At 67.7% G+C, this 22,911-nt stretch carries 21 protein-coding genes; 3 read left to right on the top strand and 18 right to left on the bottom strand.

Features of this window, described 5'->3' with window-relative positions; genetic code table 11:
* Window positions 1-5: 5 nt before the first annotated feature.
* The 3 genes from htpG to P2PM1_RS03280 form a co-directional block, all read right to left on the bottom strand.
* Entirely contained in the window at window positions 6-1,946 is a 1,941-nt protein-coding gene (gene htpG, locus P2PM1_RS03290; RefSeq protein ID WP_186398098.1) for a molecular chaperone HtpG, read from the bottom strand.
* A gap of 114 nt (window positions 1,947-2,060) precedes the next feature.
* Window positions 2,061-2,876: a glycerophosphodiester phosphodiesterase gene (locus P2PM1_RS03285; protein WP_186398097.1), complete on the bottom strand. Its 816-nt coding sequence runs from the start codon at window positions 2,874-2,876 to the stop codon at window positions 2,061-2,063.
* Window positions 2,873-3,988: a Gfo/Idh/MocA family oxidoreductase gene (locus P2PM1_RS03280; protein WP_186398096.1), complete on the bottom strand. Its 1,116-nt coding sequence runs from the start codon at window positions 3,986-3,988 to the stop codon at window positions 2,873-2,875. Before P2PM1_RS03280 ends, P2PM1_RS03285 begins: the two co-directional genes overlap by 4 nt.
* Window positions 3,989-4,125: 137 nt before the next feature.
* Here P2PM1_RS03280 and P2PM1_RS03275 point away from each other — a divergent pair, with 137 nt between their 5' ends.
* The 3 genes from P2PM1_RS03275 to P2PM1_RS03265 all read left to right on the top strand — a co-directional run bounded on the left by P2PM1_RS03275 (window position 4,126) and on the right by P2PM1_RS03265 (window position 9,102).
* Window positions 4,126-6,282, top strand: a complete 2,157-nt coding sequence (locus P2PM1_RS03275; protein ID WP_186398095.1) for a caspase family protein — start codon at window positions 4,126-4,128, stop codon at window positions 6,280-6,282.
* 115 nt (window positions 6,283-6,397) lie between these two features.
* Window positions 6,398-8,284 carry an adenylate/guanylate cyclase domain-containing protein gene (locus tag P2PM1_RS03270; RefSeq protein ID WP_186398094.1) on the top strand — a complete coding sequence of 629 codons (1,887 nt, stop codon included), beginning with the start codon at window positions 6,398-6,400 and terminating at the stop codon, window positions 8,282-8,284.
* A 77-nt stretch (window positions 8,285-8,361) separates the two neighbouring features.
* Window positions 8,362-9,102 (top strand): hypothetical protein, encoded by a 741-nt coding sequence (locus tag P2PM1_RS03265; protein ID WP_186398093.1) that lies wholly within the window; start codon window positions 8,362-8,364, stop codon window positions 9,100-9,102.
* A gap of 29 nt (window positions 9,103-9,131) precedes the next feature.
* Here the strand turns inward: P2PM1_RS03265 and P2PM1_RS03260 are convergent, their stop codons facing one another.
* From P2PM1_RS03260 to P2PM1_RS03190, 15 genes are all read right to left on the bottom strand, one after another.
* Entirely contained in the window at window positions 9,132-10,370 is a 1,239-nt protein-coding gene (locus tag P2PM1_RS03260) for an MFS transporter (protein ID WP_186398092.1), read from the bottom strand.
* A 129-nt stretch (window positions 10,371-10,499) separates the two neighbouring features.
* Window positions 10,500-11,588 (bottom strand): metal-dependent hydrolase, encoded by a 1,089-nt coding sequence (locus P2PM1_RS03255; protein WP_186398091.1) that lies wholly within the window; start codon window positions 11,586-11,588, stop codon window positions 10,500-10,502.
* Between the two features lie 160 nt (window positions 11,589-11,748).
* Window positions 11,749-12,921, bottom strand: coding sequence for a Gfo/Idh/MocA family protein (locus tag P2PM1_RS03250; RefSeq protein WP_186398090.1), 1,173 nt, complete (start codon window positions 12,919-12,921; stop codon window positions 11,749-11,751).
* A 40-nt stretch (window positions 12,922-12,961) separates the two neighbouring features.
* Window positions 12,962-14,017 (bottom strand): sugar phosphate isomerase/epimerase, encoded by a 1,056-nt coding sequence (locus P2PM1_RS03245; RefSeq protein WP_186398089.1) that lies wholly within the window; start codon window positions 14,015-14,017, stop codon window positions 12,962-12,964.
* Window positions 14,018-14,109: 92 nt separating this feature from the next.
* Window positions 14,110-15,099, bottom strand: coding sequence for a dihydroxyacetone kinase subunit DhaK (dhaK, locus tag P2PM1_RS03240; RefSeq protein ID WP_186397363.1), 990 nt, complete (start codon window positions 15,097-15,099; stop codon window positions 14,110-14,112).
* Between the two features lie 18 nt (window positions 15,100-15,117).
* On the bottom strand, window positions 15,118-15,564 hold the full coding sequence (locus tag P2PM1_RS03235; protein ID WP_186398088.1) for a hypothetical protein: 447 nt from the start codon (window positions 15,562-15,564) through the stop codon (window positions 15,118-15,120).
* Entirely contained in the window at window positions 15,557-17,176 is a 1,620-nt protein-coding gene (locus tag P2PM1_RS03230) for a phosphoenolpyruvate--protein phosphotransferase (protein WP_186398087.1), read from the bottom strand. Before P2PM1_RS03230 ends, P2PM1_RS03235 begins: the two co-directional genes overlap by 8 nt.
* Window positions 17,177-17,181: 5 nt before the next feature.
* Window positions 17,182-17,484: an HPr family phosphocarrier protein gene (locus tag P2PM1_RS03225; protein WP_186388350.1), complete on the bottom strand. Its 303-nt coding sequence runs from the start codon at window positions 17,482-17,484 to the stop codon at window positions 17,182-17,184.
* Between the two features lie 10 nt (window positions 17,485-17,494).
* A complete protein-coding gene (gene dhaM / locus P2PM1_RS03220; RefSeq protein ID WP_186388351.1) occupies window positions 17,495-17,884 on the bottom strand; it encodes a dihydroxyacetone kinase phosphoryl donor subunit DhaM in 390 nt (129 codons plus the stop codon).
* Window positions 17,881-18,489 (bottom strand): dihydroxyacetone kinase subunit DhaL, encoded by a 609-nt coding sequence (gene dhaL / locus P2PM1_RS03215; protein ID WP_186398086.1) that lies wholly within the window; start codon window positions 18,487-18,489, stop codon window positions 17,881-17,883. The genes dhaM and dhaL overlap by 4 nt, the downstream gene beginning before the upstream one ends.
* The gene (locus tag P2PM1_RS03210) at window positions 18,490-19,503 is read right to left on the bottom strand and encodes an ABC transporter ATP-binding protein (RefSeq protein WP_186398085.1); all 1,014 of its coding nucleotides are present in this window, start codon (window positions 19,501-19,503) and stop codon (window positions 18,490-18,492) included. It lies immediately after the preceding gene.
* A gap of 1 nt (window position 19,504) precedes the next feature.
* Window positions 19,505-20,620 carry an ABC transporter ATP-binding protein gene (locus P2PM1_RS03205; protein ID WP_186398084.1) on the bottom strand — a complete coding sequence of 372 codons (1,116 nt, stop codon included), beginning with the start codon at window positions 20,618-20,620 and terminating at the stop codon, window positions 19,505-19,507.
* 6 nt (window positions 20,621-20,626) lie between these two features.
* Window positions 20,627-20,926 (bottom strand): hypothetical protein, encoded by a 300-nt coding sequence (locus P2PM1_RS03200; RefSeq protein WP_186398390.1) that lies wholly within the window; start codon window positions 20,924-20,926, stop codon window positions 20,627-20,629.
* Window positions 20,923-21,873 (bottom strand): carbohydrate ABC transporter permease, encoded by a 951-nt coding sequence (locus P2PM1_RS03195; RefSeq protein ID WP_186398083.1) that lies wholly within the window; start codon window positions 21,871-21,873, stop codon window positions 20,923-20,925. Before P2PM1_RS03195 ends, P2PM1_RS03200 begins: the two co-directional genes overlap by 4 nt.
* Entirely contained in the window at window positions 21,870-22,823 is a 954-nt protein-coding gene (locus tag P2PM1_RS03190) for a carbohydrate ABC transporter permease (protein WP_208985182.1), read from the bottom strand. The genes P2PM1_RS03195 and P2PM1_RS03190 overlap by 4 nt, the downstream gene beginning before the upstream one ends.
* Window positions 22,824-22,911 lie beyond the last annotated feature (88 nt).

Raw genomic sequence — 22,911 nt, 5'->3', positions numbered from 1 at the left:
TCCTGTCAACCTTGCAGTCCGCGCCCCAGCACCGAAGACAGTCGGCGCGCGAAGGCAACCGGGTCCGCCGGCACCTCGCCGTCGAGGATCAGCGCCTGGTCGAACAGCAGCCAGGCGGTGTCCGCAAGCCCGTCCTTGTCGCCGCTGCCGGCCAGCGCGCGCGACAGGCTCGCAAGCAGCGCATGCGTTGGGTTGAACTCCAGCACCGGCGCAAGGCGCGTCCGCCCGTCTCCCTGCCGCGACATCAGCTTCTCGAACTGCCGGTCGGGCCCGTGCTCGGGAGCGACGAGGCAGACCGGGCTCTCGGCAAGCCGCGAGGAGCTGCGCACGTCCGAAACCCGCTCGCCGAGCGTCTCCTTCAGGAACGCCGTGACCAGGCCGATATCGGTGTCCCCGGTCTCGGCCTTCTTTTCGGCACCGGCCTCCGTCTCGCTGACCGGGATCGCATCGAGCTCTGCCGCCCCTTGCGTGATCGAGCGGAACGGCTTGCCCTCGAAGCCCTCCACCATCTGAACCCAGAACGCATCGACAGGGTCGGACAGATACAGCACCTCGACGCCGCGGGCGCGGAAGCCCTCCAGATGCGGGCTGGCGGCGATCGCCTCCTGGCTCGCGCCGGTCGCGTAGTAGATCTGGGTCTGGTTCTCCTTCAGGTCCGCGACATAGTCGCGAAGCGAGCGCCAGTTCGCCCTGTTGTCGCGGCTGCTGCGGAAGCGAGCGAGGCCGAGCAGCTTTTCCCGGCGCTCGAAGTCCTCGTAGAGGCCTTCCTTCAACACCGGACCGAAGGTCTCCCAGACCTTCTCGTAGGTGGACGCATCGCTCTCCGACAGCTTCTGCAGGTCCCCGAGCAGCCGGTTGGTTACGCCCTTGCGAATGGCGTCCAGCACCGGGTTGTGCTGCAGCATCTCGCGCGACAGGTTGAGCGGCAGGTCGGCGGAATCGATCACGCCGCGCACGAAGCGCAGCCATGCCGGCAAAAGCTCCACATCGTCGGCGATGAACCCCCGCCGCACATAGAGCTTCACCCGCCCCTTGCGGTCGGGATCGAACAGGTCGAACGGCTTCATCGACGGCACGAACAGCAGCACGGAATATTCGTGCCGTCCTTCCGCCCGGTAGTGAACGGTCATTGCCGGCTCGTCGAACTGGCCGGAGACGTGGCCGTAGAATTCGCGATATTCCTCTTCGCCGATCTCCGACTTCGGACGCGTCCAAAGCGCGGTGCCGTCGGCGAGGCGCCGCGGTTCAGCCGGCGCCCCGTCTTCGGCCGGCGGCACGGCCAGGGTGATCGGCACCGGCACATGCGCGGAATAGGCACGCACGATCCGCTCGATGGTGGCGGGCCGCGCATAGGAGGTCGCATCGTCCTTGAGATGCAGGATCACCCGGGTTCCGCGCACGGGCACGTCCGCCGCCAAGGGCACCGGCTCCACCGTGAAGGCGCCGAGCCCGTCCGAACTCCACTGCCAGGCCTCATCGCTGCCGGCGGCACGGCTCACCACGTCAACCTTCTCGGCCACCATGAAGGCGGAATAGAAGCCGACGCCGAACTGGCCGATCAACGCCGTTCCGTCCTTGCCCTCGCCCAGTCTGTCGATGAAGGCCTTGGTACCGGAGCGGGCGATGGTGCCGAGATTGTCGATCAGCTCCTGCCGGCTCATGCCGGAGCCGTTGTCGGACACCACCAGCCTGCGGCCGGCCTCGTCCGCCTCCAGACGGATGCCGAACTCGGCATCCTCGCCGAGCAGCGAAGGATCGGTGAGAGCCGCATGGCGCAGGCGCTCGCAGGCATCGGCGGCATTGGAGATCAGCTCGCGGAGGAAGATGTCCTTGTTGGAATAGACCGAGTGCACCATGAGATGGAGCAACCGCGCGACCTCCGCCTGGAAGGCGTGGCTCTGCGGCGCCTGGGTGCCTGCCTCTGTCGTGTTCGGCTCGGTGCTCATTGGTTCTGACTGCCCCATACGCTCTGAAATGTCTGAGGGTGAAACGCCTTTCGCGCGGGATCGAGCCCGGCAGATGCGAAGGCGGCTGAGATATCGGCGAGCGATGCGGCGAAATCAAGCGCCTCTGCCACTGCCTGGCCCGGCCTGAGCGGAACCCGGCCACACGCCCTCCTCCTGCGCCACTTGTCTTAGCAGCGACGGCCGGTCGGTGACGATGCCGTTGACGCCCATGCGGATCAGCCTGCGCATCTCCGCCTCCTCGTCGATTGTCCACACATGCACGGCGATCCCGCTGGCATTGCAGTGGCGCACGAAGCCGGGCGTTGCGAGAGGAACACCGTATTGCGTCAGCGGGATCTGCGCGCAGGCAACGTCGGGCGTCGGCAGCGGGACGCCCCAGGCGCCGAAGCGCAGGGCCGTCACCGCGCGCGGCCCGCTGCTGAGACAGACCCTGTCGCCGAAGCGGGTGCGGGCCGCCCGCAACCTTGCATCGGAGAAGGAGGCGACGCAGACGCGGTCGAGACACGCCATCCGCTCCAGCAGGTCGAGCGTCGGCTGCAAAGCCTGGTCGGTCTTGATGTCGATGTTGAAGCGCAGGTCCGGATAGCTCTCCAGCGCTTCGGCAAGGGTCAGCAGCGGCTCGCCGCCCTGCATGCGCACACCGGCAAGATCCGACATGACCAGCGAGGAAACGACGCCCTGCCCGTCCGTCGTCCGCTCCAGCGTGTCGTCGTGGAAGACGACCACCCGCTCATCGCGCGAGGCCTGCACATCGATCTCGATATAGCGGTAGCCGAGGTCTGCCGCGGCGGAGAAGGCCTGGCGGCTGTTTTCCGGGTGCTCCAGCCCGCCGCCGCGATGGGCAAGCGCATGAAAGCCCGGCTCCGCCAGATAGGGATGCGCGAAGCCGCCGCGCCGCACCGCGCTCATGCCCAGCGCCCGTCCGGATCGAGCGCCATCCTGCGCCCCAGCCGGGCGGAGGCGTGCGCTGCCTCGATGAGGCCGATCACCCGTGCCGCCGATGTCATGGTCACCGGCACTTCGGCCCCGGTTTCAATGGCCTGCCGCATCCCTTCGTAGAAGGTCAGCCAGCGCCCACGCTCGCAAGGCACCGGGCGGCGGCTTCCATCCGGGTCGACGATCTCGCCCCACTGCGTCTGCGGCTCGAGCCCGAACCGCGGATCGAGCGGTGCCATGCCCCCCTTGAGCTGGTCCTCCTGCACGTCGAGACCCTGCTTGCGGAACGTGCCGAGCGTCCCCTCGATGCGGAAGCGATCGCGCGGCGCGGCGGCGATCAGCGACACACCGAGCGACAGGCGCATGCGTCCGAGCCCCATCAGGAGTTCGAACCCGTCATCCGTCACACCGCCCTGCCGCTGGGTGAAGACATCCGCCTGCAGCCAGTCGGGCATTCCGACGAGTTGCAGCGCCTGGTCGATGAGGTGGGAGCCGAGGTCGTAGAGATTGCCGGAAGCCGGTGCCTGCCGATCGCGCCAGCGTTCCAGAACCTGCGGCCGGAACCGGTCCCACACGAGCCGCAGCGCGGCAATCTCGCCGAGTTCGCCGCTTTCCAGCAGGCGCTTCGCGGTCAGGAAATCGCTGTCCCAACGGCGGTTGTGATAGACGGCGAGCTTCAAGCCCCGCTCCTGGGCCATCGCCGCCAGTTGCTCCGCCTCGCTGCGGGTCGGCGTCGCCGGCTTGTCGACGACCACATGGCGCCCGGCTTCAAGCGCGGCGCGCACCTGCGGGACATGCAGCACGTTCGGCGTGACGATGACGACGAGGTCGATATCGGGCCGCGCCAGCAGCGCCCCGAAGTCGGGCAGCACCGCCGCGCCTGGAAAATCGGCAGCAACCTCTTCGCCCCGCGAGGTGACCACCGCCGCGACCTCCATCCCGGCGGCCGCGACCAGCGGCGCGTGCAGATAGCGTCCCGCCGCTCCATACCCGGAAAATCCGACCCGCAGCCCCATCACATTCCGCTCCTGCCTCACCTTGGCCGGGATCTTGGGAAAAACCGGCGCAAGGAGCAAGCCGTTCACCGGGTTTTACCGTGCCGATTGACGGTGATAGAGGATTGGGCTGCAATCACGGTCCTGTGAGGGGCGAAAGCGAGCGGCTGCACCGGCAGTCCAGCAGGCAGTGCTTGTCCCCATTCGGCCGCGGAAGGAACCTGTTCATGCGCCTCCTGCAGAGCATCGCCCTCATCGCCTGCATCGGTGTTTCGCAAATCCTCGGCACCGCTTCCAGCCTTGCCGCCGAGCGGCTGGCGCTGGTCATCGGCAATGCAGACTATGCCGGCGGTGCGATGACACCGCTCAAGAACCCGGTCAACGATGCCGCGCTCATCGCCGACGCATTGCGCCAGTCGGGCTTTTCCGTCGAGACGGTTCTGGACGCGGACCTGCGCACCATGAAGCAGGCCTTGCGCGAGTTCACCACGCGCCTTTCGGCGGCGGGCGAGGGCTCCATCGCCGCCGTCTACTATTCCGGCCACGGCTTTCAGGCAGGCGGGCGCAACTATCTTGCTCCCATCGGCGCCGACCTGAAGGACGAGGTCGATGCGGAGTTCGAGGCCCTCGCCGTCGACTGGGTCCTTTCCACCGTCGAGGCGGCGCACAAGGGTGCCAACATCGTCATTCTCGATGCCTGCCGCAACACCGCGCTCAGCCGGTCCATCGGCACCGGCGGGTTGGCGCTGCTGAGCAGCACGCCGCGCGGCAGCTTCATCTCCTTCGCCACTGCTCCCGGCAGCACCGCCGCCGACGGCAGCGGGCTCAACAGCCCCTATACGGCCGCTATCGCCGCCGAGATGCTCGTTCCCGGCCGCAGCGTCGAGGCGGTGTTCAAGGCGGTACGCCTGCGCGTTGTCGAGGCGACCGGTGGCGACCAGGTACCGTGGGACCACTCCTCGCTGACCTCGGAAATCGTCTTCGTGCCGGATGGCGCAGCGGCTGGCGGCAATACCCTCGCCGCGGCAGCGCCGGGTTCTGCGGTTCAGCTCGAACTGCAACTGTGGAACGACGTCAAGGACAGCGGCTCGGCCGAGCAGATCCGCGCCTATCTCGACCGTTTCCCGGATGGCGCCTTCGCCGCCCTTGCGAAAACCCGACTGGAGGACGCCGAGGCAGGCAGCGGCAGGGTCGAGCAGCTCTTCGCCCAGCTCGCCAGCCGCTCGCTGATCGTCGACACCCCGACCCAGCCGCACGAATTCTACTCCAACGCCCGTCTCAAGGAGATCCGCGGCGACTATCCGGGCGCCCGGCAGGACTATCTCAAATATTTCGCCTTCGGCCTGCCGCAGGTCGACCCGCACCTGCGCTTCCAGTCGGTGCTGCGGGTGCAGGAAGGACGGACCGGCGCGCTGGAGATCTACCGCTCCCTGTCGCAGGGGCGAAACGATCCCACGACCCTGTTCGCCGAGATCCTGCTGGAGGAGCGCGAGGAGCGCCTCCGCCGCCTCGGCGCGTTCCTGGACGCCTATCCCGACTTCTCGCCGGCGCTCTACGCCCTGTCGCAGGACTACAGCCAGACGCGGCTCGGCCAGCAATCGGCCACCGACAAGGCCCGCGAGCGCGATCTCCTCGACCGTTTCATGGCCGCAGTCGAGGACGGCCGGTTCCTGCGTTACTATCTCGACCAGCAGATGGCGGCCGAGCAGGTCGAGGACGCCAAGACCCGCCTCGCCGCCCTCTCCTTCATCAATCCGGCGGCGCTCGCAAATCCGGTGCGCCTCAACGCCATGCGCTCCAACCAGGGCTGGATGCTGACGCTCGCTATTGCCGACAGGGCCCAGGAGATCTTCGTGAAGCTGCCGGGCAGCGAACCGCGCTCCACCGGCTTTGTCAGCGGCGCGGTCGATCCCTCGACCGGCGCGCCGATCCCCTATCCAGCCTTCGAGCTTCCCGGCAATGCCGGCGATACGGCCATCGAGGTGAGCTACCGCAATATCCATGGCGAGATGCAGGGGCCCTTCTCCGTCAGCTTCACGCCCGGCGACGCCCTCGTCTCCGGCCAGAAGGACATTCTCGAGCGCTTGACCACCGGCTGGCTCGCCTTCCGCGACTGGGACGGGCGCAAGCTGCTCTATTTCACCCACCTGATCAGCTATCGCTGCGCGATCCAGGAAGTCCGCTACGCCCTCGACAGCGACACTCCCGACCAGGTGTTCGACACCGGTCCCTGCGATCCGGACAACCCGCACGCGATCCCGAGTTCGGGGCCGGGCTCCACTGTCCATATCGACATTCCGGCAAGGACCGCCTTCGTCTCCGTGGAGCTCTTCTATCGGGACGGCACGCGATCCGGCGTGAAGCGTTTCGACGCCGCCCAATGACCCTCTTGCGGCACATCATGACAGCCGCACGGCCAGATGAGAGGTCGCCGTGACCTCACCACCGGTCGTGCAACAAGGCCGACGTCGGGGATGGCGCTTTGAAGCTGTCGCGATTGTGCTTGCCACCTTGCTGTCCCTGTTGGCCGCTGCCCGGCTCGAACCGCTGGCGGGCGACGTGGCCCTGCCGTTCGCCCCGTCTCCCTCGCCGCAGATCCTGTCGCGGATCGTCGTGGTGATGGTGACGGAGGACACGCTCGCCACCTTCCCCTATCGCTCCCCCATCGACCGGGAGTTCCTCGCCGGTCTGATCGAGCGCCTCGACCGGGCCGGGGCGAGCGCGGTCGGCATCGACATCCTGCTGGACCAGCCGAGCCTGCTGCAAAAGGACCGGGCGCTGTTTTCGGCGATCGACGAGGCCTCGCTTCCGGTCGTCCTCGCCTATGCAACCTCCTCTGACGGTCTCACGGAACGACAGACCGCCTTTTCGGCACGGCATGTCGCCACGCGCCGCCATGGCCTGATCGCCCTGCCGCGGGATGAGATCGACGGCGTCGTCCGCCACGTGCCGCAAGCTCGAATCGAGAGGGGCGAGAGACTGGACACCTTTCCCGGAGTTCTGGCCCGGGAGGCGGCCCCCGGCGCCGAGGTGACCGCGAGGTCCAGATCCCGCATCCTGTATGGCAACGCCGCCTCCGCGCCCTTCACGCTTTATCCCGCGCATCTCGTGCGCCTGCTCCCCGACGACTGGTTCGCCGGTAAGATCGTCCTTGTAGGCACTGACCTGCCGACCATCGACCGGCATCCGACGCCGATGGTCGTGGGCCAGGGCAGCGAGGCCGGGACGATCCCCGGCGTGCTGATCCATGCCCATATCCTCGCCCAACATCTCGCCGGATTGTCCCTGCCCGCCTTCCCTCCCTCAGCGAGGATCGCGGCGACCCTGACGCTGGCCGTGCTCGCGGCCCTGGCGATGGCCCTGCCGCTGCCTCCCCGCCGCCTGGTCCTGCTGCTGTTTGCCGGCCTTCTTGCCTATGGGATCGCCGCCGGCTGGCTGGTGGCGAGCGGAACGGGGCTGCCCCCGCTGGTCTCACCGCCCCTTGCGGCCCTTGCGACAGCAGGCCTGCTCGCCTGGCGAAAATGGCAGATCGAACGCTCCGAGCGGGCCTTCCTGCGCCTTGCCTTCTCCCGCTATGTCAGCCCGGCCGTAGTCGAGCGCATCGCCACGGGCCGCCTGCCGCTGGAGCTTGGCGGCGAGAAGCGGCGGGTTACCTACCTCTTCACCGATCTTGAGGGGTTCACAACCCTGTCCGAGCAGCTTGAACCTGCCGCCCTCGCGGACATCCTCAATCCCTATCTGGACGAGATGTGCCGCTTGATGACCGAGCACGGCGCAACCATCGACAAGATCATCGGCGACGCCGTGGTCGGTTTCTTCGGGGCACCCGACGAGGACCCCGACCAGGAGAGCCATGCCGTTGCGCTCGCACATGCCCTCGACGATTTTGCACAAGCCTATCGGCTGAAGGTTGCCGGCCGCGGCATCCATCTCGGCGCGACGCGGATCGGCCTGCATGCCGGCGACGCGGTGATCGGCAATTTCGGTGGCAGCCGGTTCTTCGACTACACGGGCATCGGCGACACGGTGAACACCGCCGCGCGGCTGGAGGGCGCCAACCGATTTCTCGGCACCCGCATCCTGATGAGCGACAGCGTCGCCGGCCGCTGCCCTGGCGACGCCTGTCGGCCGGCCGCCGACCTCGTGCTCAAGGGACGCAGCAGCCCGCTTCGCTGTTTCGAGCCTCTTGCGGAGGGACGGCGGGATCCGGCATGGCTTGCCGCCTATCGGACCGCGTTTGCCGCGATGCGCGCGGGCGATGGAAGCGCCGCCGCCCTGTTCGAGACCACGCTGCGCCTGAAGCCCGACGATCCGCTGGCGCTGCTGCATCTCCGGCGCTTGCAGGCCGGCGAAAGCGGGGCCACATTGGTGCTTGAGGGCAAATGAGGCAGGTGAGACGCGCTTCGCGTGCGCAGGACGACCGCAAGCGCGAAGGCTGGATGAACACAAGACCCGGAACCGCCATGCGCCAGATTGCTCTTTGCCTCGGACTTGGCCTGCTTGCCATCCTTACCCTCGCCCCGGCACATGCCGACTATGTCGTCATCGTCGCCAGCGATGCGCCGGACGCCTATAGTGCCGGCACCGAGATAGCCGACGACCAGCAGATCGACCTTCCCCAGGGTGCCCGCCTGACCCTGATCGAGCGCAGCGGCCACATCGTGACGATCGACGGCGCCTTTTCCGGTTCGGTTCCAGGATCGGCGCAAGTGGGCCCGTCCGAAACATCCTCCACGAACTGGGACATCCTGAAGCGACTTGTCGGCTCGGCGGAAGCGAGCTCGACGGTGCTTGGAGCCGCACGCGCCGGCGCTGGCGACATCCCGCCGCCCCCTGACGTCTGGGATCTCGGTGCCGACAGTTCCGGTCCCCGATGCGTCCGCAAGGGCGAACTCACGCTGTGGCGGAAACAGGCGGACGAAACCCTGCAGGTTTCCGCAAGAAGCGCGGCCGGCCGCCATGAGGGCCTTGCCTGGACGGCAGGGGACCATCGGCTTGCCCTGCCCGCAGACATGGCAATGGAGGACGGCCGGATGGTCGTGTCGGTCGGCGGCGAGCTTCGGGATTTCGAGCTGTCGGTCATGCCGGACACGCTTGCCGGTGCCCCGGCCGGCCAGCTCCTGTCATGGCTGTCCGAACGGGACTGCCGCCGTCAGGCGCTCGCTTTGATCGCGCGCCTGCACGGGGGCGGTACGGCCGACTGAGCCGCGCCAGTGCGTCAGGCAGCGATGCCTCAGGCCGCGGCCGGCAACCGGCGCGGCCGACCGCTCTTCAACAGGATCAGCACGATCACCGCGATGTTGAGCATGTTCCAGGCAATGCCGTTGAGGAACGCCGCCTGATAGGACGCCGTCAGGTCGTAGATCCATCCCGACATCCAGCCGCCCAGCGCCATGCCGACGATGGTCGCAGTGATGACCGCGCCGACGCGGCGCCCGGCCTCGCGGGCGGGCAGATATTCGCGCACGACGATGGCGTAGCTGGAGACGATGCCGCCCTGCGACAGGCCGAAGATCAGCGACACCATATAGAGCGAGGCCAGCCCGTCATAGGGGATGTAGAGGAACAGCGCCAGGCATTGCAGCACCGCGCCGATCAGCAATGTCCGCAGGCCGCCGATCTTGTCGGCAAGCACGCCGGAGATCAGCCGGCTGGCAATGCCGCCGGCCAGCATCAGGGACAGCATCTCCGCCCCGCGCGCGACGCCATAGCCCAGATCGACGCAATAGGCGACGATATGCACCTGCGGCATCGACATGGCGACGCAGCAGCCGAGCCCCGCAATGATCAGCAGGAACTGCAGGGCACCCGGCGACAGCGGCGTCGTGCGCACCGGCGGCGGCGGTTCGACATGCCTGGCTCCCGTGGCCATATGCGGCGCCGGGCGTCGCAACAGGAAGGCCATCGGCACCAGTACGGCGAGGCACACACAGCCTGCAAGAATATAGGCGCCGCGCCAGCCGTATTCGGACATCGTGGCCTGGAGCACCAGCGGCCAGATCGCGCCGGCGAAGTAGTTGCCCGAAGCGGTCGCGGAGACGGCAAGCCCCCGGCGCTTGGCGAACCAGTGGGAAACGTCGGCGAGCAGCGGGCCGAAGGTCGCGGCCGAACCAAAGCCGATCATCGCGCCCTGCAGGACCACGAAGATCCAGATCGAGCTGGCTTGCGAGGCCAGCAGGAAACCCGAGCCGAGTAGAACGGAGGCGAGCGCCAGCGGCACCATCACCCCGAAGCGGTCGACGAAGCGGCCGATAAAGAGATTGCCGAGCGCGAAGCCGATCATGGTCGCGGTGTAGGGCAGCGAGGCGTCCGCCCGATCGACGCCGAACTCGCGCTCGACCGCCGGCAGCACCACCACCACCGACCACATGCCGGCTCCGCCGATGGTGGCGAGGAACATGGAAAGCCCGAGCCGCGCCCAGGCATAGCCACTGTCGACACCGCCCGTGTCGCGCGTCGCGGTTCCCTGCATGGCGTGCATGTCCTCCCGGCTGCCGGCATGTCTCCCGCATGCAGGCTTTTTCAACCGGTTACTCCCCCGCGCCGGCCGTTTCAACGGCAATCGGCACCGCCCGGCACCTGACGTAGCGGCGCGCAGCCGTTAGCAGGACGGAGCCTGACCCGATGTTGCAGCCGTGTCCGCCGGAAGCGCCGCCTCCGCGGCCTGCGCCTCCGCCGGGCGCAGGACCGGCCGGCCCCACAGCCGCGCCAGCAGCCAGTCGCCGTCGCCCTCGCTGGACCGCCGGTGCGCCATGTCCCGCTCTGGCGGGATCGGCGCAAAGCCGTCCCCGTTCCGCTCGGCAATCGCGAAACGGAACACATAGGCCGGGGTCAGGCCCATCCGCAGGTCCGAGACGACCAGCCGCTCCTCCTGCTCCTCGATCCGCAGATAGCCGCGGCTGAACCAGTCGAGCTTGGTATAGGCAGGGTTGTCCGCAAGGCAGTTCGCCAGGGCGCCGCCCCGGTCATGCGAGTAGATCGTCGGCGGGCCGTCGGCATCGAACAGCGACAGATAGAGGTTGTGATAGCGCGCCTCCTCCATGCCGATCACCTTCCACACCACCGTGTTGAAGGGAGCGGCGATGGCAAAGACCCGATCCGGCATGAGGCCCGCTTCGGCGAAAACGCGGCTCGCACGCGCCTCCATATGCGCCTGCAGGCCGACCGTCAGCGCCAGGTAGCCCGTACTGACGGCAAGGGCCACTGTATTCGCCCGCGCCAGACCGGCGGACCATTCGCGTCGGGCCAGTGCCCAGATCACGACGGCAAGCAGCGGCAGCGTGTAGAGCGGATCGATGATGAACACCGAGCCGACGCCGACGGGATCGGGAAAGATCGGCCAGAACAGCCGCGTCCCGTAGACCGTCATCGCGTCGATCAACGCATGGGTGGAAAAACAAAGGTAAACCGTCAGCCAGACGAGCAGCCGCCGCTCGCGCAAGGAGCGGAACAGCCGGATCAGAACCTCGCCGAAAACCGGCGCGGCCAGCGCCTGGATGAACAGCGAATGCGTCGCCCCGCGATGCAGGACGAAGCTGTCGACGGGATCGGCGAAGGGCAGCAGGACATCGAGATCCGGCAGCGTGCCGAGCACGCCGCCGACCAGTGCCGCCCGGCGCGGGCCGAGGGTCTTGCCGAGGCAGGCGGTCGAGACGGCGGCACCGAGCACGAACTGGGTCAGAGAATCCATGGGCGGGTCTTGTCCAAGGCAGGCACGACACGGGCGCGGCGGAGCAAGTTCCACCGCGCCCGTGTCGTGGCATCGGGGCAGAGTTGCATTGCGCCCTCACATAGGGCCCGCGCCCGCCGCCCGCCAGTGCGAAGGAGCGCCTTGCGCGAGCCGTCTCTCCCTACAGTGACGTCCACCGGCCGTTGGCGCGCGAGGAGCGCACGCAGGCATCGATGAAGGCCATGCCGGCAAGCCCGTCCGAAATGCCAGGATAGAGCACCTCCGGCCCCGCCGGTTTGCCGGCCCGTGCCGCGCGGATCGCATGCGCGGCCTCCTGGTAGATCGTCGCGAACCCTTCCAGATAGCCTTCCGGGTGGCCAGCCGGTACGCGGGTGACGCGCCCGGCTGCCGCCCCGGCGCCGGCGCCGCCTCGGGTGATCAGCCGTTTGGGCTCGCCGAACGGCGTGAACCACAGGTGGTTGGGCTGCTCCTGCTCCCATTCCAGCCCGCCCTTCTCGCCATAGACGCGCAGGCGCAGGCCGTTCTCGTTGCCCGGCGCCACCTGGCTGGCCCACAACATGCCGCGTGCGCCGCCGCGGAAGCGCAGCATCACCTGGACATTGTCGTCGAGGCGCCGCCCCTCCACGAAGGTGGTAAGCTCGGCAGAGAGTTCCGCAAGCTCCAGACCGGAGACGAAGCAGGCGAGATTGTAGGCATGAGTGCCGATGTCGCCGACGCAGCCGCCGGCCCCCGAGCGCTGCGGGTCGGTGCGCCAGTCCGCCTGCTTCTGGCCGCTGGCCTCCAGCCGCTCCGTCAGCCAGTCCTGCGGATATTCCGCCTGCACCACCCGAATCGTGCCGAGGTCCCCGGCCGCGATCATCTCGCGCGCCTGCCGGATCATCGGATAGCCGGTGTAGTTGTGGGTGAGCACGAAGAGCGCGCCGGACGTTTCCGCGAGGGCCGCGAGCTTCTTCGCATCGGCCATCGTCGAGGTCAGCGGCTTGTCGCAGATCACGTGGATGCCGCGCTTCAGGAACTCGCGCGCTGCAGGGTAGTGCATGTGGTTCGGCGTGACGATGGCGACCGCCTCGATGCCGTCCTTCAGCCGCGCCTCGCGCTTGGCCATCTCGGCGAACGAGCCATAGCTGCGATCGGGTGCCAGGCCGAGCGCGGCAGCCGACGCCTTCGCCCGTTCCGGGTCGGACGACAAGGCACCCGCCAACAGTTCGAACTGTCCGTCGAGCCGCGCCGCCATGCGGTGAACGCCGCCGATGAAGGCGCCCTCGCCGCCGCCCACCATGCCGAGGCGGATCCGTCCTCCGCCCCGTGTTTCCTGTCCTGCCTCGATCGCCATCGCTGCCTTCCTCCCGTTGCTGGCGCTCTCGCGGCGCCGGTCAGTCGATCCCCAGCATGCGCCGGTTCGCCGCCTCGTCCGCTCCGCCGGCCGCGAAGTCGTCGAACGCCTTTTCCGTCACCCGGATGATGTGGCCGGCGATGAAGGGGGCGCCTTCCGCCGCACCGTCCTCCGGATGCTTGAGGCAGCATTCCCATTCCAGAACGGCCCATGAATCGTAGTCATAGGCTGCGAGCTTGGAGAAGATGCCGGCGAAATCGACCTGCCCGTCGCCGAGTGAGCGGAACCGCGCGGCCCGGTTCACCCAGGACTGGTAGCCGGAATAGACGCCCTGCCGGCCGTCCGGATTGAACTCGGCGTCCTTGACGTGGAACGCCTTGATCCGCTCGTGATAGATATCGATGAAGGCGAGATAGTCGAGCTGCTGCAGCACGAAATGCGAGGGGTCGTAGTTGATGCAGCAGCGCGGATGGTTGCCGACCGCCTCCAGGAACATCTCGAAAGTCGCCCCGTCGAAAATGTCCTCGCCCGGATGGATCTCGTAGCACAGATCGACGCCGGCCTCGTCATAGGCATCCAGGATCGGGCGCCAGCGGCGGGCCAGTTCGGCGAAGGCGGTCTCGACCAGCCCCGCCGGGCGCTGCGGCCAGGGATAGACATACGGCCAGGCGAGAGCACCGGGGAAGGACACGCTGGCCGTCAGCCCGAGCCGGCGCGAGGCCTTCGCCGCCTTGCGCATCTGGTCGGTCGCCCATTCCTGCCGCGCCTTCGGATTGCCGCGTACATGCGGCGCGGCGAAGCCGTCGAAGGCCGCGTCATAGGCGGGGTTGACCGCAACGAGCTGACCTTGCAGATGGGTGGAAAGCTCGGTGATTTCGACGCCGGCCTCCCGGCAGATGCCGGCGACCTCGTCGCAATAGTCCTGACTTTCGGCCGCCTTGTCGAGATCGAACAGCCTCCCGTCCCAGGTGGGGATCTGCACCCCCCTGTAGCCGAGCGAGGCGGCCCAGCCGGCGATCTCGCTCAAGGAGTTGAACGGTGCCGTGTCACCGGCGAACTGCGCCAGGAAAATCCCCGGACCTTTCATCGTCTTCATTGCCTGTCTCCTCCCGTTTGGCAGCTTCTATCCGTTACCCGATCCTCATGATGCCCGCCCCTCGCCAGGCCCGCCAGCCTACATGCTCCAGCTTACATGCCCCAGCGCAGGGCGGCGGTGTGCACGGGCGCGTCCCATAGCGCCTTGATCTCGTCGTCCAGCACGGTGACCGTCAGCGAGCAGCCGGCCATGTCCAGCGAGGTCACATAGTTGCCGACCAGCGCACGGGAGATGGAGAGCCCGGCCGCCTCCACCTGGCGCGCCGCCGCCTCGTACATGACATAGAGCTCCATCGCCGGTGTCGCGCCGAAACCGTTGACGAAGAGCAGCACCTCGCCGCTGGCCGCCTCGCCGAGATCCTTGAGAATCGCCCCGATCATCTCGGCGGCAATGTCCTCCGCGCTGGCCAGCTTGACGCGGCGGCGGCCCGGCTCGCCATGGATGCCGACGCCCATCTCCATCTCGTCGTCGCCGATCTCGAACATCGGCTTGCCGGCCGCCGGCACCGTGCAGCTCGTCAAGGCCACGCCCATCGAGCGGGTGCGGGCGTTGACCTTGTCGCCCAGCGCTTTCAGGGCTGCGAGATCACGCCCCTCTTCGGCTGCCGCGCCGACGATCTTCTCCACCACCAGCGTGCCGGCGACGCCGCGCCGCCCCGTGGTGTAGAGCGAGTCCTCGACGGCAACGTCATCGTTGGTCAGAACGGTGGCGACCTCGCCGGAGGCCATCTCGGCCGCCATCTCGAAGTTCATCACATCGCCCTCATAGTTCTTGACGATGAAGAGCGTGCCCGCGCCGGTATCGACCGCCTCGACCGCCGCCAGCATCTGGTCCGGCGTCGGCGAGGTGAACACCTGCCCCGGGCAGGCGGCATCGAGCATGCCGTGGCCGACCAGCCCGCCATGCAGCGGCTCGTGGCCCGATCCGCCGCCGGAGACCAGCGCCACCTTGCCGGGCTTCAGCTCCTTGCGGCGGACGAATTTCAGGTCCTCGCCGGCAACGAGAATGTCGCCATGCGCCCGGCAGAACCCGTTGAGGCTGTCGGCGAGCACGGTGTCGACGGAATTGATCAGCTTCTTCATTGCTTCCTCCCGAAAGGACTATGGGGCCGCGGTCTCGTCACCGTCCTCCTCCAGGAGGGCGGCGAGGTCGCGGATGACGTTGTCGAGCAGAACATCGAGCCGCCGGTTGCGTTCCGGGTCGCCGAGATCCGGCAGAAGCAGCGTGCGCGCCCGCAGCTTCGGGCCTCGGTCAGCCGGTGACTGGCGCCGGGGATGCGCGGCCGCATAAGCCTCCAGGAAAGCCTCGCGTTCCCGCGGCGAGAAATGGCAGATCTCCAGGATCGGCTCGATATGAGCCGCCGGGATCGGCGTCGAATAGGCGGGGTTGGTGATCTGCGAGACGAAGCTCCGGTTCTTGCCCAGCGCCGCGGCGATCCGCTGGCGGGTGCCCGACGGGCGCTTGTCCAGCACCTTCTGCAGCACCGCCTTGTAGACGGCGACGAGCGGTGCGCTGTCGGGCGCCGATGTCTCGGGCGGTCTAGCCATCGTCACCCAGCCGCATCCCGGCGATCGCCGCCTTCACCCTGGCAAGCGCGGCCGGCGCGACGGACACCCGCCGCAGCCCACAAACAAGCAGCTTCGGCAGAACGGCAAGGTCGCTGCCGGCATCGCCGCACAGGCTGACCGGCAGGCTCGCCGCCGCGCCGCCGCGCAAGGTGGAGGCGACGAGCGCCAGCACTGCCGGATCGTCGGCCCGCCCGAGTTCGGCAACGTCCGGCGAATCCCTGCCGGCCGCCAGCACGTATTGCGTCAGGTCGTTGGAGCCGATGGAAAAGAACGCCGCCTCGCCGAACCGCTCGGGCGTCACGGCAACCGCCGGCACCTCGACCATGATGCCGAGCGGCGGGCGCACGGCCTCCCGTCCCTCGGCGCGAAGCTCGGCGATGCAGTCGTCCAGCAGCCGCGCCGCCTCCGTGATCTCTCCCGGCACGCTGACCATCGGCAGCATCACCTGGAGATTGCCGTGGCAGCCGGCGCGCGCCAATGCCCGCAACTGGACGCGGAACACATCCGGCCGGCGCAGCGACAGGCGGATCCCCCGGCAGCCGAGAAAGGGGTTGCTCTCCTCGACGGTGAGGCCCGGAACCGGCTTGTCGCCGCCCGCATCCAGCGTGCGGATCGTCACGCTGCGCCCATCCGCCCACACCAGCACCTTGCGATAGGCGCGATACTGGCTTTCCTCGTCCGGCAGGCCGCCGGGACCATGGAAGAGGAACTCCGTGCGCATCAGGCCGATGCCGTCGCAATGGGAGGGATCGAGCGCGTCGACCTCCTCCGGGGCGGCGACATTGATCATCACCGAGATCGACACGCCGCAGGCGGTCGCCGCCGGACGGCCGAGATAGGTTTTCGCCGCCTCCGCCTCGCGGGCAAGGACCTCCGCCCGTTCGTTGTGCTGCCGCCGCGCTGCCTCGTCCGGATTGAAGCGGACAAGGCCGCTGTCCCCGTCGACCAGCGCCTCGGTGAGGCCGCTCATGTCGAAAGCCCCAAGCCCGGTCACCATCGGCACACCGCGCGCGCGCGCCAGCATCGCCACATGACTGGATGGGCTGCCTTCCGCCAGGGCGATGCCGCCACCGGCGGACCAGTCCGTCTCCAGGAACCGCGTCGGCGTCAGGTCGGTACCCACAAGAACCGCGCCCGCCATAGAACCGGCCGCGCCCTCTTCGCCCGACAGTGCCCTGAGCAGCCGCTCCCGGATATCGGCGAGGTCGGCGGAGCGAGCGCAGAAATACTCGTCCTGCGAGGCGCGATACTCAGCGATAGCGGCATCGAGCGCGGCCGCGACGGCGGCATCGGCCGAGCTCCCGCCGGCAATCGCCTCGCGGGCGGGCGCGGTCAGTTCCTCGTCCTCCAGCATCGCCAGTTGGAACTCGAGCATCTCGGCCGCTTCCGCGTCGACCGTCTCCATCAGGCCGGCAATCTGCGCCGAGGCCGTCTCCAGCGCCTGTGACAGGCGCGCGGCTTCCGCGTCCGGATCGCCTGCGGGACGGGTCCCCGCCACGACCCTATCGACCACCACGACCGGGCCCGCCGCAAGGCCGGGAGAGGCCGCCCTGCCGGCAAGCTCCTGTCCTGTTGCTGGCGTCCCTGTCATCTCCCTCACTCCGCCTCGCCCGCGGCTCCGGTCTCGAAGTCGTTGCGCACCAGCGCGACCAGCGCGTCGAGCGCGGCGCGGGCGTCGTCGCCGGCCGCCCGGAACTGCAGGACCGTGCCCTTGGGGGCCCGTGCGGCCATCACCTTGACGATGCTCTTGGCATCGATCCAGGGGCCGTCCGGGCCGGGGCTCAGTTCGATGCGCGACTGGAAGGTCTTGGCGAGCTTGGTCAGCTTCACCGACGGCCGGGCATGCAGCCCGACTTCATGTTCCAGCAGGACCTCGGCGGTCAGCGCCACGTCACTCATGTCATCGTCCTCAAAGCGCCGACAGCTCTTCCGCGGTCCGGCGAACATCCTGCAGCGACGCGCCCCCCGAGGCCTCGGTCGCGGCGATCACCGCGCCCTCGACGATCGGCGCGTTGCACACCACCACCTTGCCGCCGCGCTCTTCGGGGAGCATCTCGACAGCCATTTCCGAATTCGTCTCGGCCCCGCCGAGGTCGACCAGAAGCGCGACACCGGCTTCCGACCAGGCTTTGTCGATGGCAGCAAGGATCGCCTCGACGCTGGTCCCCAGGCCCCCGTCGGGATCGCCGCCGCACCAGGCGAGCGGCACCTCGTCGCCGACCATCTGGCGCACCATGTCGGCGGTCCCTTCCGCCACAAGCGGCGAATGCGACACGATGACGATGCCGACATTGCTCATTTCACGTCTCCAAACTTCCCGGCGATTGTCTCGATGAGGATCTGGCTCGACCGCGCGCCCGGGTCGATGTGACCGATCGACCGCTCCCCCAGGAACGACGCACGCCCCTTGGTGGCCAGCATGTCCTTGGTCGCCGCGCAGGCTTCGCGCGCCACCTCGGCGACCTCGGCCGGAGGGCGGCCCGCAGCGAGAGCTTCCGATGCCGGCACCAGCACGTCGAGCATGGTCTTCTGTCCGGGGGTCGCCTTGCCGCGCGCCATCACCGCCTCGATGGCGGCTTTCAGCGCGGCCGCAACGCCCTCGCGTGTCGGCGGCGTGTCCAGCGACTTGCCGAGCGTCATGAACAGCGTCCCGTAGAGCGGACCGGAAGCCCCGCCGACCTTCATGACAAGCTGCATGCCCGCCGCCTTCAGCGCCTCGTCCCAGGGCTTTGCGGCAAGCGTGTCGAGCTCGTCGAGCACGGCCTGCATCCCGCGCTTCATGTTGTGGCCGTGGTCGCCGTCACCGATGGCGGCATCCAGCTCGGTCAGCTCGTCGGCATGGGCGATGACGGCCTGCGCCGTCGTCTCGAAGATGTCCCTCAGGCGGGGATCGGTATCGCTCATCTATCTGATCCGGTTTCCGTCTTCATCGAAATAGAGCGGCGAGACCGCCTCGACGCGGATCGCCTCCTCGCCGGCCAGCCGGCTTGCGGGATCCGCCAGTGTGGTCAGCCGGAAGTCGCCGATCCTGATGTGGAGATGGTTCTGGTCGCCCAGATGCTCGACCCAGTCGAGCCGTGCGTTGGCGCTTGTCGCATCTGCGGCCGCGATCCGCAAATGCTCCGTGCGCGCGCCGAGGGAGAAGGCGGTAGCCGGCGCATTCTCCGCCGGGATCACGCCGACAGGCAGCACGTTGATCGCCGGTTGGCCCAGGCGGGCCGCGACATAGACATTGTCCGGATCCTCGTAGATCTGGCGCGGCGTGCCGATCTGCACCAGCCGCCCTTCCGACAGGATGCCGATCCGGTCGGCCATGGTCATCGCCTCGATCTGGTCATGGGTGACGTAGAGGATCGTTGCGGCAAGCTCGCGCTGGATGCGCTTCAGTTCCAGCCGCAGGTCCGCCCGCAGCTTGGCGTCGAGCGAGGACAGCGGCTCGTCCATCAGGAAGATCGACGGCTGGCGCACCAAGGCCCGGCCGATGGCGACGCGCTGCATCTCGCCGCCCGAAAGCTGCGTCGAACGGTTGCCGAGCTTGTGGCCAATCCGCAGCATGTTCGCCACCGCCTCCACCGTGCGGCGGATCTCGTCCTCCGGCACGCGCCGGGCCGGCGAGCGCAGCGGGAAGGCGAGATTGTCGAAGACGCTGAGATGCGGATAGAGCGAATATTGCTGGAAGACGAAGGCAACATCCCGCCCGGCCGGCGGCATGCGGGTCATGTCTTGCCCGTCGATATGGAGAGAGCCGCCGTCCGGCGTCTCCAGCCCGGCGATCAGCCGCAGCGTTGTCGTCTTGCCGGCGCCCGTCGGGCCGAGCAGCACGACGAATTCGCCGGAGGCGATGGTGAGCGAGAGATCATCGACGGCCAGCGTCCGGCCGAACTGCTTGGAGATCCCCGAAAGAGCAACGGTCGCCATGTCAGCCTCCCGTTCCGGTGCGGCGGGCGGGACCCGCATCGTCGCGCGCGCTCGCCAGAGCCCGTCCGCTCGCCCGGTCGAACAGCGACAGCCGCGCGGTGTCGAAAGTCAGCCCCACCGTTTCCCCGTCACGAACGACAAGGTCGGCGGCGATCCGCGCCTTCAGTTGCGCGGCGCCCAGCATCACCGTGACGATCTGCGTCGTGCCGAGATACTCGCTGCCGACCACCTCGCCCCTCAGCCGCGAACCATCGTCGAAGCGGATGTGTTCCGGCCGCATGCCGAGGACGAGCGCCCCGTCGGCGACCTGTTCCCTCAGCTCCGGGATCGCCACCTCCGTCCCGCACAGCCGGACCTTGGAAGCGCCTGCGTCCTGTCCGCCTTCAACGTCCAGGAAATTCATCGGCGGTGAGCCGATGAAATCGGCGACGAACATCGTGGCCGGGCGATCGTAGATCTCCTGGGGGTGACCGAACTGCTCGATGACGCCGTGGTTCATCACCGCGATCTTGTCGGCCATCGCCATCGCCTCCACCTGGTCGTGGGTGACATAGACCGTGGTGGCCCTGATCGAGTTGTGAAGCTCGCGCAGCTCCCGCACCATCAGGTCGCGGAACTCGCTGTCCAGCGTGCCGAGCGGCTCGTCCATCATGAAGGCCTTGGGCCGGCGCACGATGGCACGCCCGAGCGCCACCCGCTGGCGGTCGCCGCCGGCGAGCCCCGAGACCGGCCGGTCGAGAATATGGTCGATGCGCAGCAGCCGCGCCGTCTCCTCCACCCGCGTCCGGATCTCCTGTCTTGGCATGCCCTGGCAGACCAGCGGAAACGCCATGTTCCGGCGCACGTTCATATGCGGATAGAGCGCGAAGAGCTGGAACACGAAGGCGATGTCGCGATGGGAGGCGCGGTTGAAGGTGACGTCCTCGCCGCCGAGAAAGATGCGCCCCGAGGTGGGCAGTTCCAGCCCGGCGATCATCCGCAGCGTCGTCGTCTTGCCGCAGCCCGACGGGCCGAGCATGACGAAGAACTCCCCGTCTTCCACGGTAAAGTCGGAGTTCTTCACCGCGGTGAAGGCGCCGAAGTTTTTCCTGAGGGCCTCGACCCTGATCTCCGCCATGGCTGACTATTCCGGAAAGTGGCTGACGATGATGAACATCACGGTGCCGGTCAGGATCGTGATGAAGGAATAGGTGAAGAGCGCCAACGCGAAAGGCTGCATCAGCATCACCACCCCGAGGCCGATCAGCACCGTCGCAAACAGCTCCCACGGCCCGCGGCGAAAGATCCGCGGCCCCGCCGAACCAGGCGTCTCGGCCCCCGCCCCTTCTCGTCCGGGCGGGTGGGCGCGCTGGTGGGCGATGCGCGCGCGTGCCGCCTCCAGGCCGTTTCCGGCCGCCGTCTTCGTTGGCTGAGATCCGGTCATTTGCGCACCGCTCCGAAGGTGATACCCCTGAGCAGATGCTTGCGCAGGAGGATGGTGAAGACGAGCACCGGCAGCAGGAACAGGGTGACGCCCGCGCCGATGGCCGGCCAGTCGAGCCCGCCCTCGCCGATGATCGTCGGGATGAAGGGCGGTGCCGTCTGCGCCGTGCCGGAGGTCAGCAGCAGCGCGAAGGCATATTCGTTCCAGGCGAAGATCAGGCAGAAGATCGCCGTCGCGGCGATGCCGGTCGCCATCTGCGGCAGCACCACCTTCACGAAGGCCTGCAGCCGCGTATAGCCGTCGATCAGCGCCGCCTCCTCGTATTCGCGCGGGATCTCGTCGACGAAGCCTTTCAGCAGCCAGACGGAGAGCGACACGTTGACGGCGGTGTAGAGGATGATCATGCCGAGATGGGTGTCGGACAGGCCCAGCGTCCGGTACATCAGGAAGATCGGGATCGCGACCGCGATCGGCGGCATCATGCGCGTCGACAGGATGAAGAAAAGCAGATCATCGGCCAGCGGCACGCGGAACCGCGAGAAGGCATAGGCGGCAAGCGTCCCGAGGAAGACCGACAGGAAGGTCGAGCCGAAGCCGATGATCACCGAGTTGAGGAACCGTTCGCCGAACTTGGAGGGGCCGGCGATCACCATCTGCCGCGAGCGTACCAGTTCCTCGTACCAGGTCTGCGGCGGCGGCAGGCTCGCCATATAGTCCGGCGTCTGGCGGGTCCGCGTCGTGAACAGGTTCACATAGCCCTCCAGCGAGGGCTCGAAGACGACCTTCGGCGGATAGGAGATCGAATCCGGCGGCGTCTTGAAGCCGGTCAGGAAGATCCAGGCCAGCGGCACCATCGTCACCAGCGCATAGACGATCACCAGCGTTCCGGCGACGGTGCGCGTCAGGCGGCTCGGCTCGACGACCGAATGGGCGGTTGAGGTGCTCATCTGCTCTTCACCGTGTTGAGAGCCTTGACGTAGATGTTGGCCGCGCCGAACACCGTGACGAAGAGAATGATCGCGAAGGCCGAGGACAGTCCCGTCCGCCACTTCTCGAAGGCCTCGCGCTTGAGATTGATCGAGGCAAGTTCCGTGACCGAGCCGGGACCGCCCGAGGTCAGTTCGACGACAAGGTCGAACATCTTGAAGTTCTCGATCGACCGGAACAGCACCGCGAGCATCAGGAACGGCATCACCATCGGCAGGGTGATCGACCAGAAGGTCCGGAACGGCCCGGCCCGGTCCACCTCGGCCGCCTCGTAGATGTAGTCGGGGATCGAGCGCAGGCCGGCGAGGCAGATCAGCATCGTGTAGGGCGTCCACATCCAGGTATCGACGATGACGATGGCCCAGGGCGCCAGGTTGACGCTGCCGATCATCTGGAAGGACGAGGGATCGGCGCCGGTGAAGAAGCTGATCACGTAGTTGAACAGGCCGATCTGCGGCTGATACAGGAACGTCCAGAAATTGCCGACGACCGCCGGCGACAGCATCATCGGCAGCAGGATGACCGTCGTCCACACGCCATGGCCGCGGAAGTTCTTGTTGATCAGCCAGGCCAGCGCGAAGCCGATCAGCACCTGAAAGAACATCGTCCAGAACAGGAAATGCGCGGTCACCAGCATGTTGTGCCAGATGTCCGGATCGGTCAGCACCCGCTCGTAGTTGCGCAGACCCACCCACTCCACAGCGCGATTGATGCGGTTGGCGCGGAAGTCGGTGAAGGACAGGTAGACCGTCCAGATCAGCGGAAAGACGTTGATCGCCAGCAACAGCACGATGGTTGGTGCGATGAAGAGCCAGGCGATCGCCTTGTCCGACAGGCCACGCACCTTGCGGGCGATGCCGTGCGGCGTGCTGCGGGCGAGCCGGTCGGCGGCACGCTGATTGATCTGCATTTGAGACATGATCGGGTTCCGCATGGTCGGCGCAGAGCGCCTGGGCTTGCAGGGGCGTTCCGGCATGGGGACGTGAACGGCGCGAGCG

The organism is Stappia sp. P2PMeth1 (genome assembly GCF_900185735.1).
GTDB lineage: Bacteria > Pseudomonadota > Alphaproteobacteria > Rhizobiales > Stappiaceae > Stappia.
This window is presented reverse-complemented; position numbering and strand designations above follow the sequence as displayed.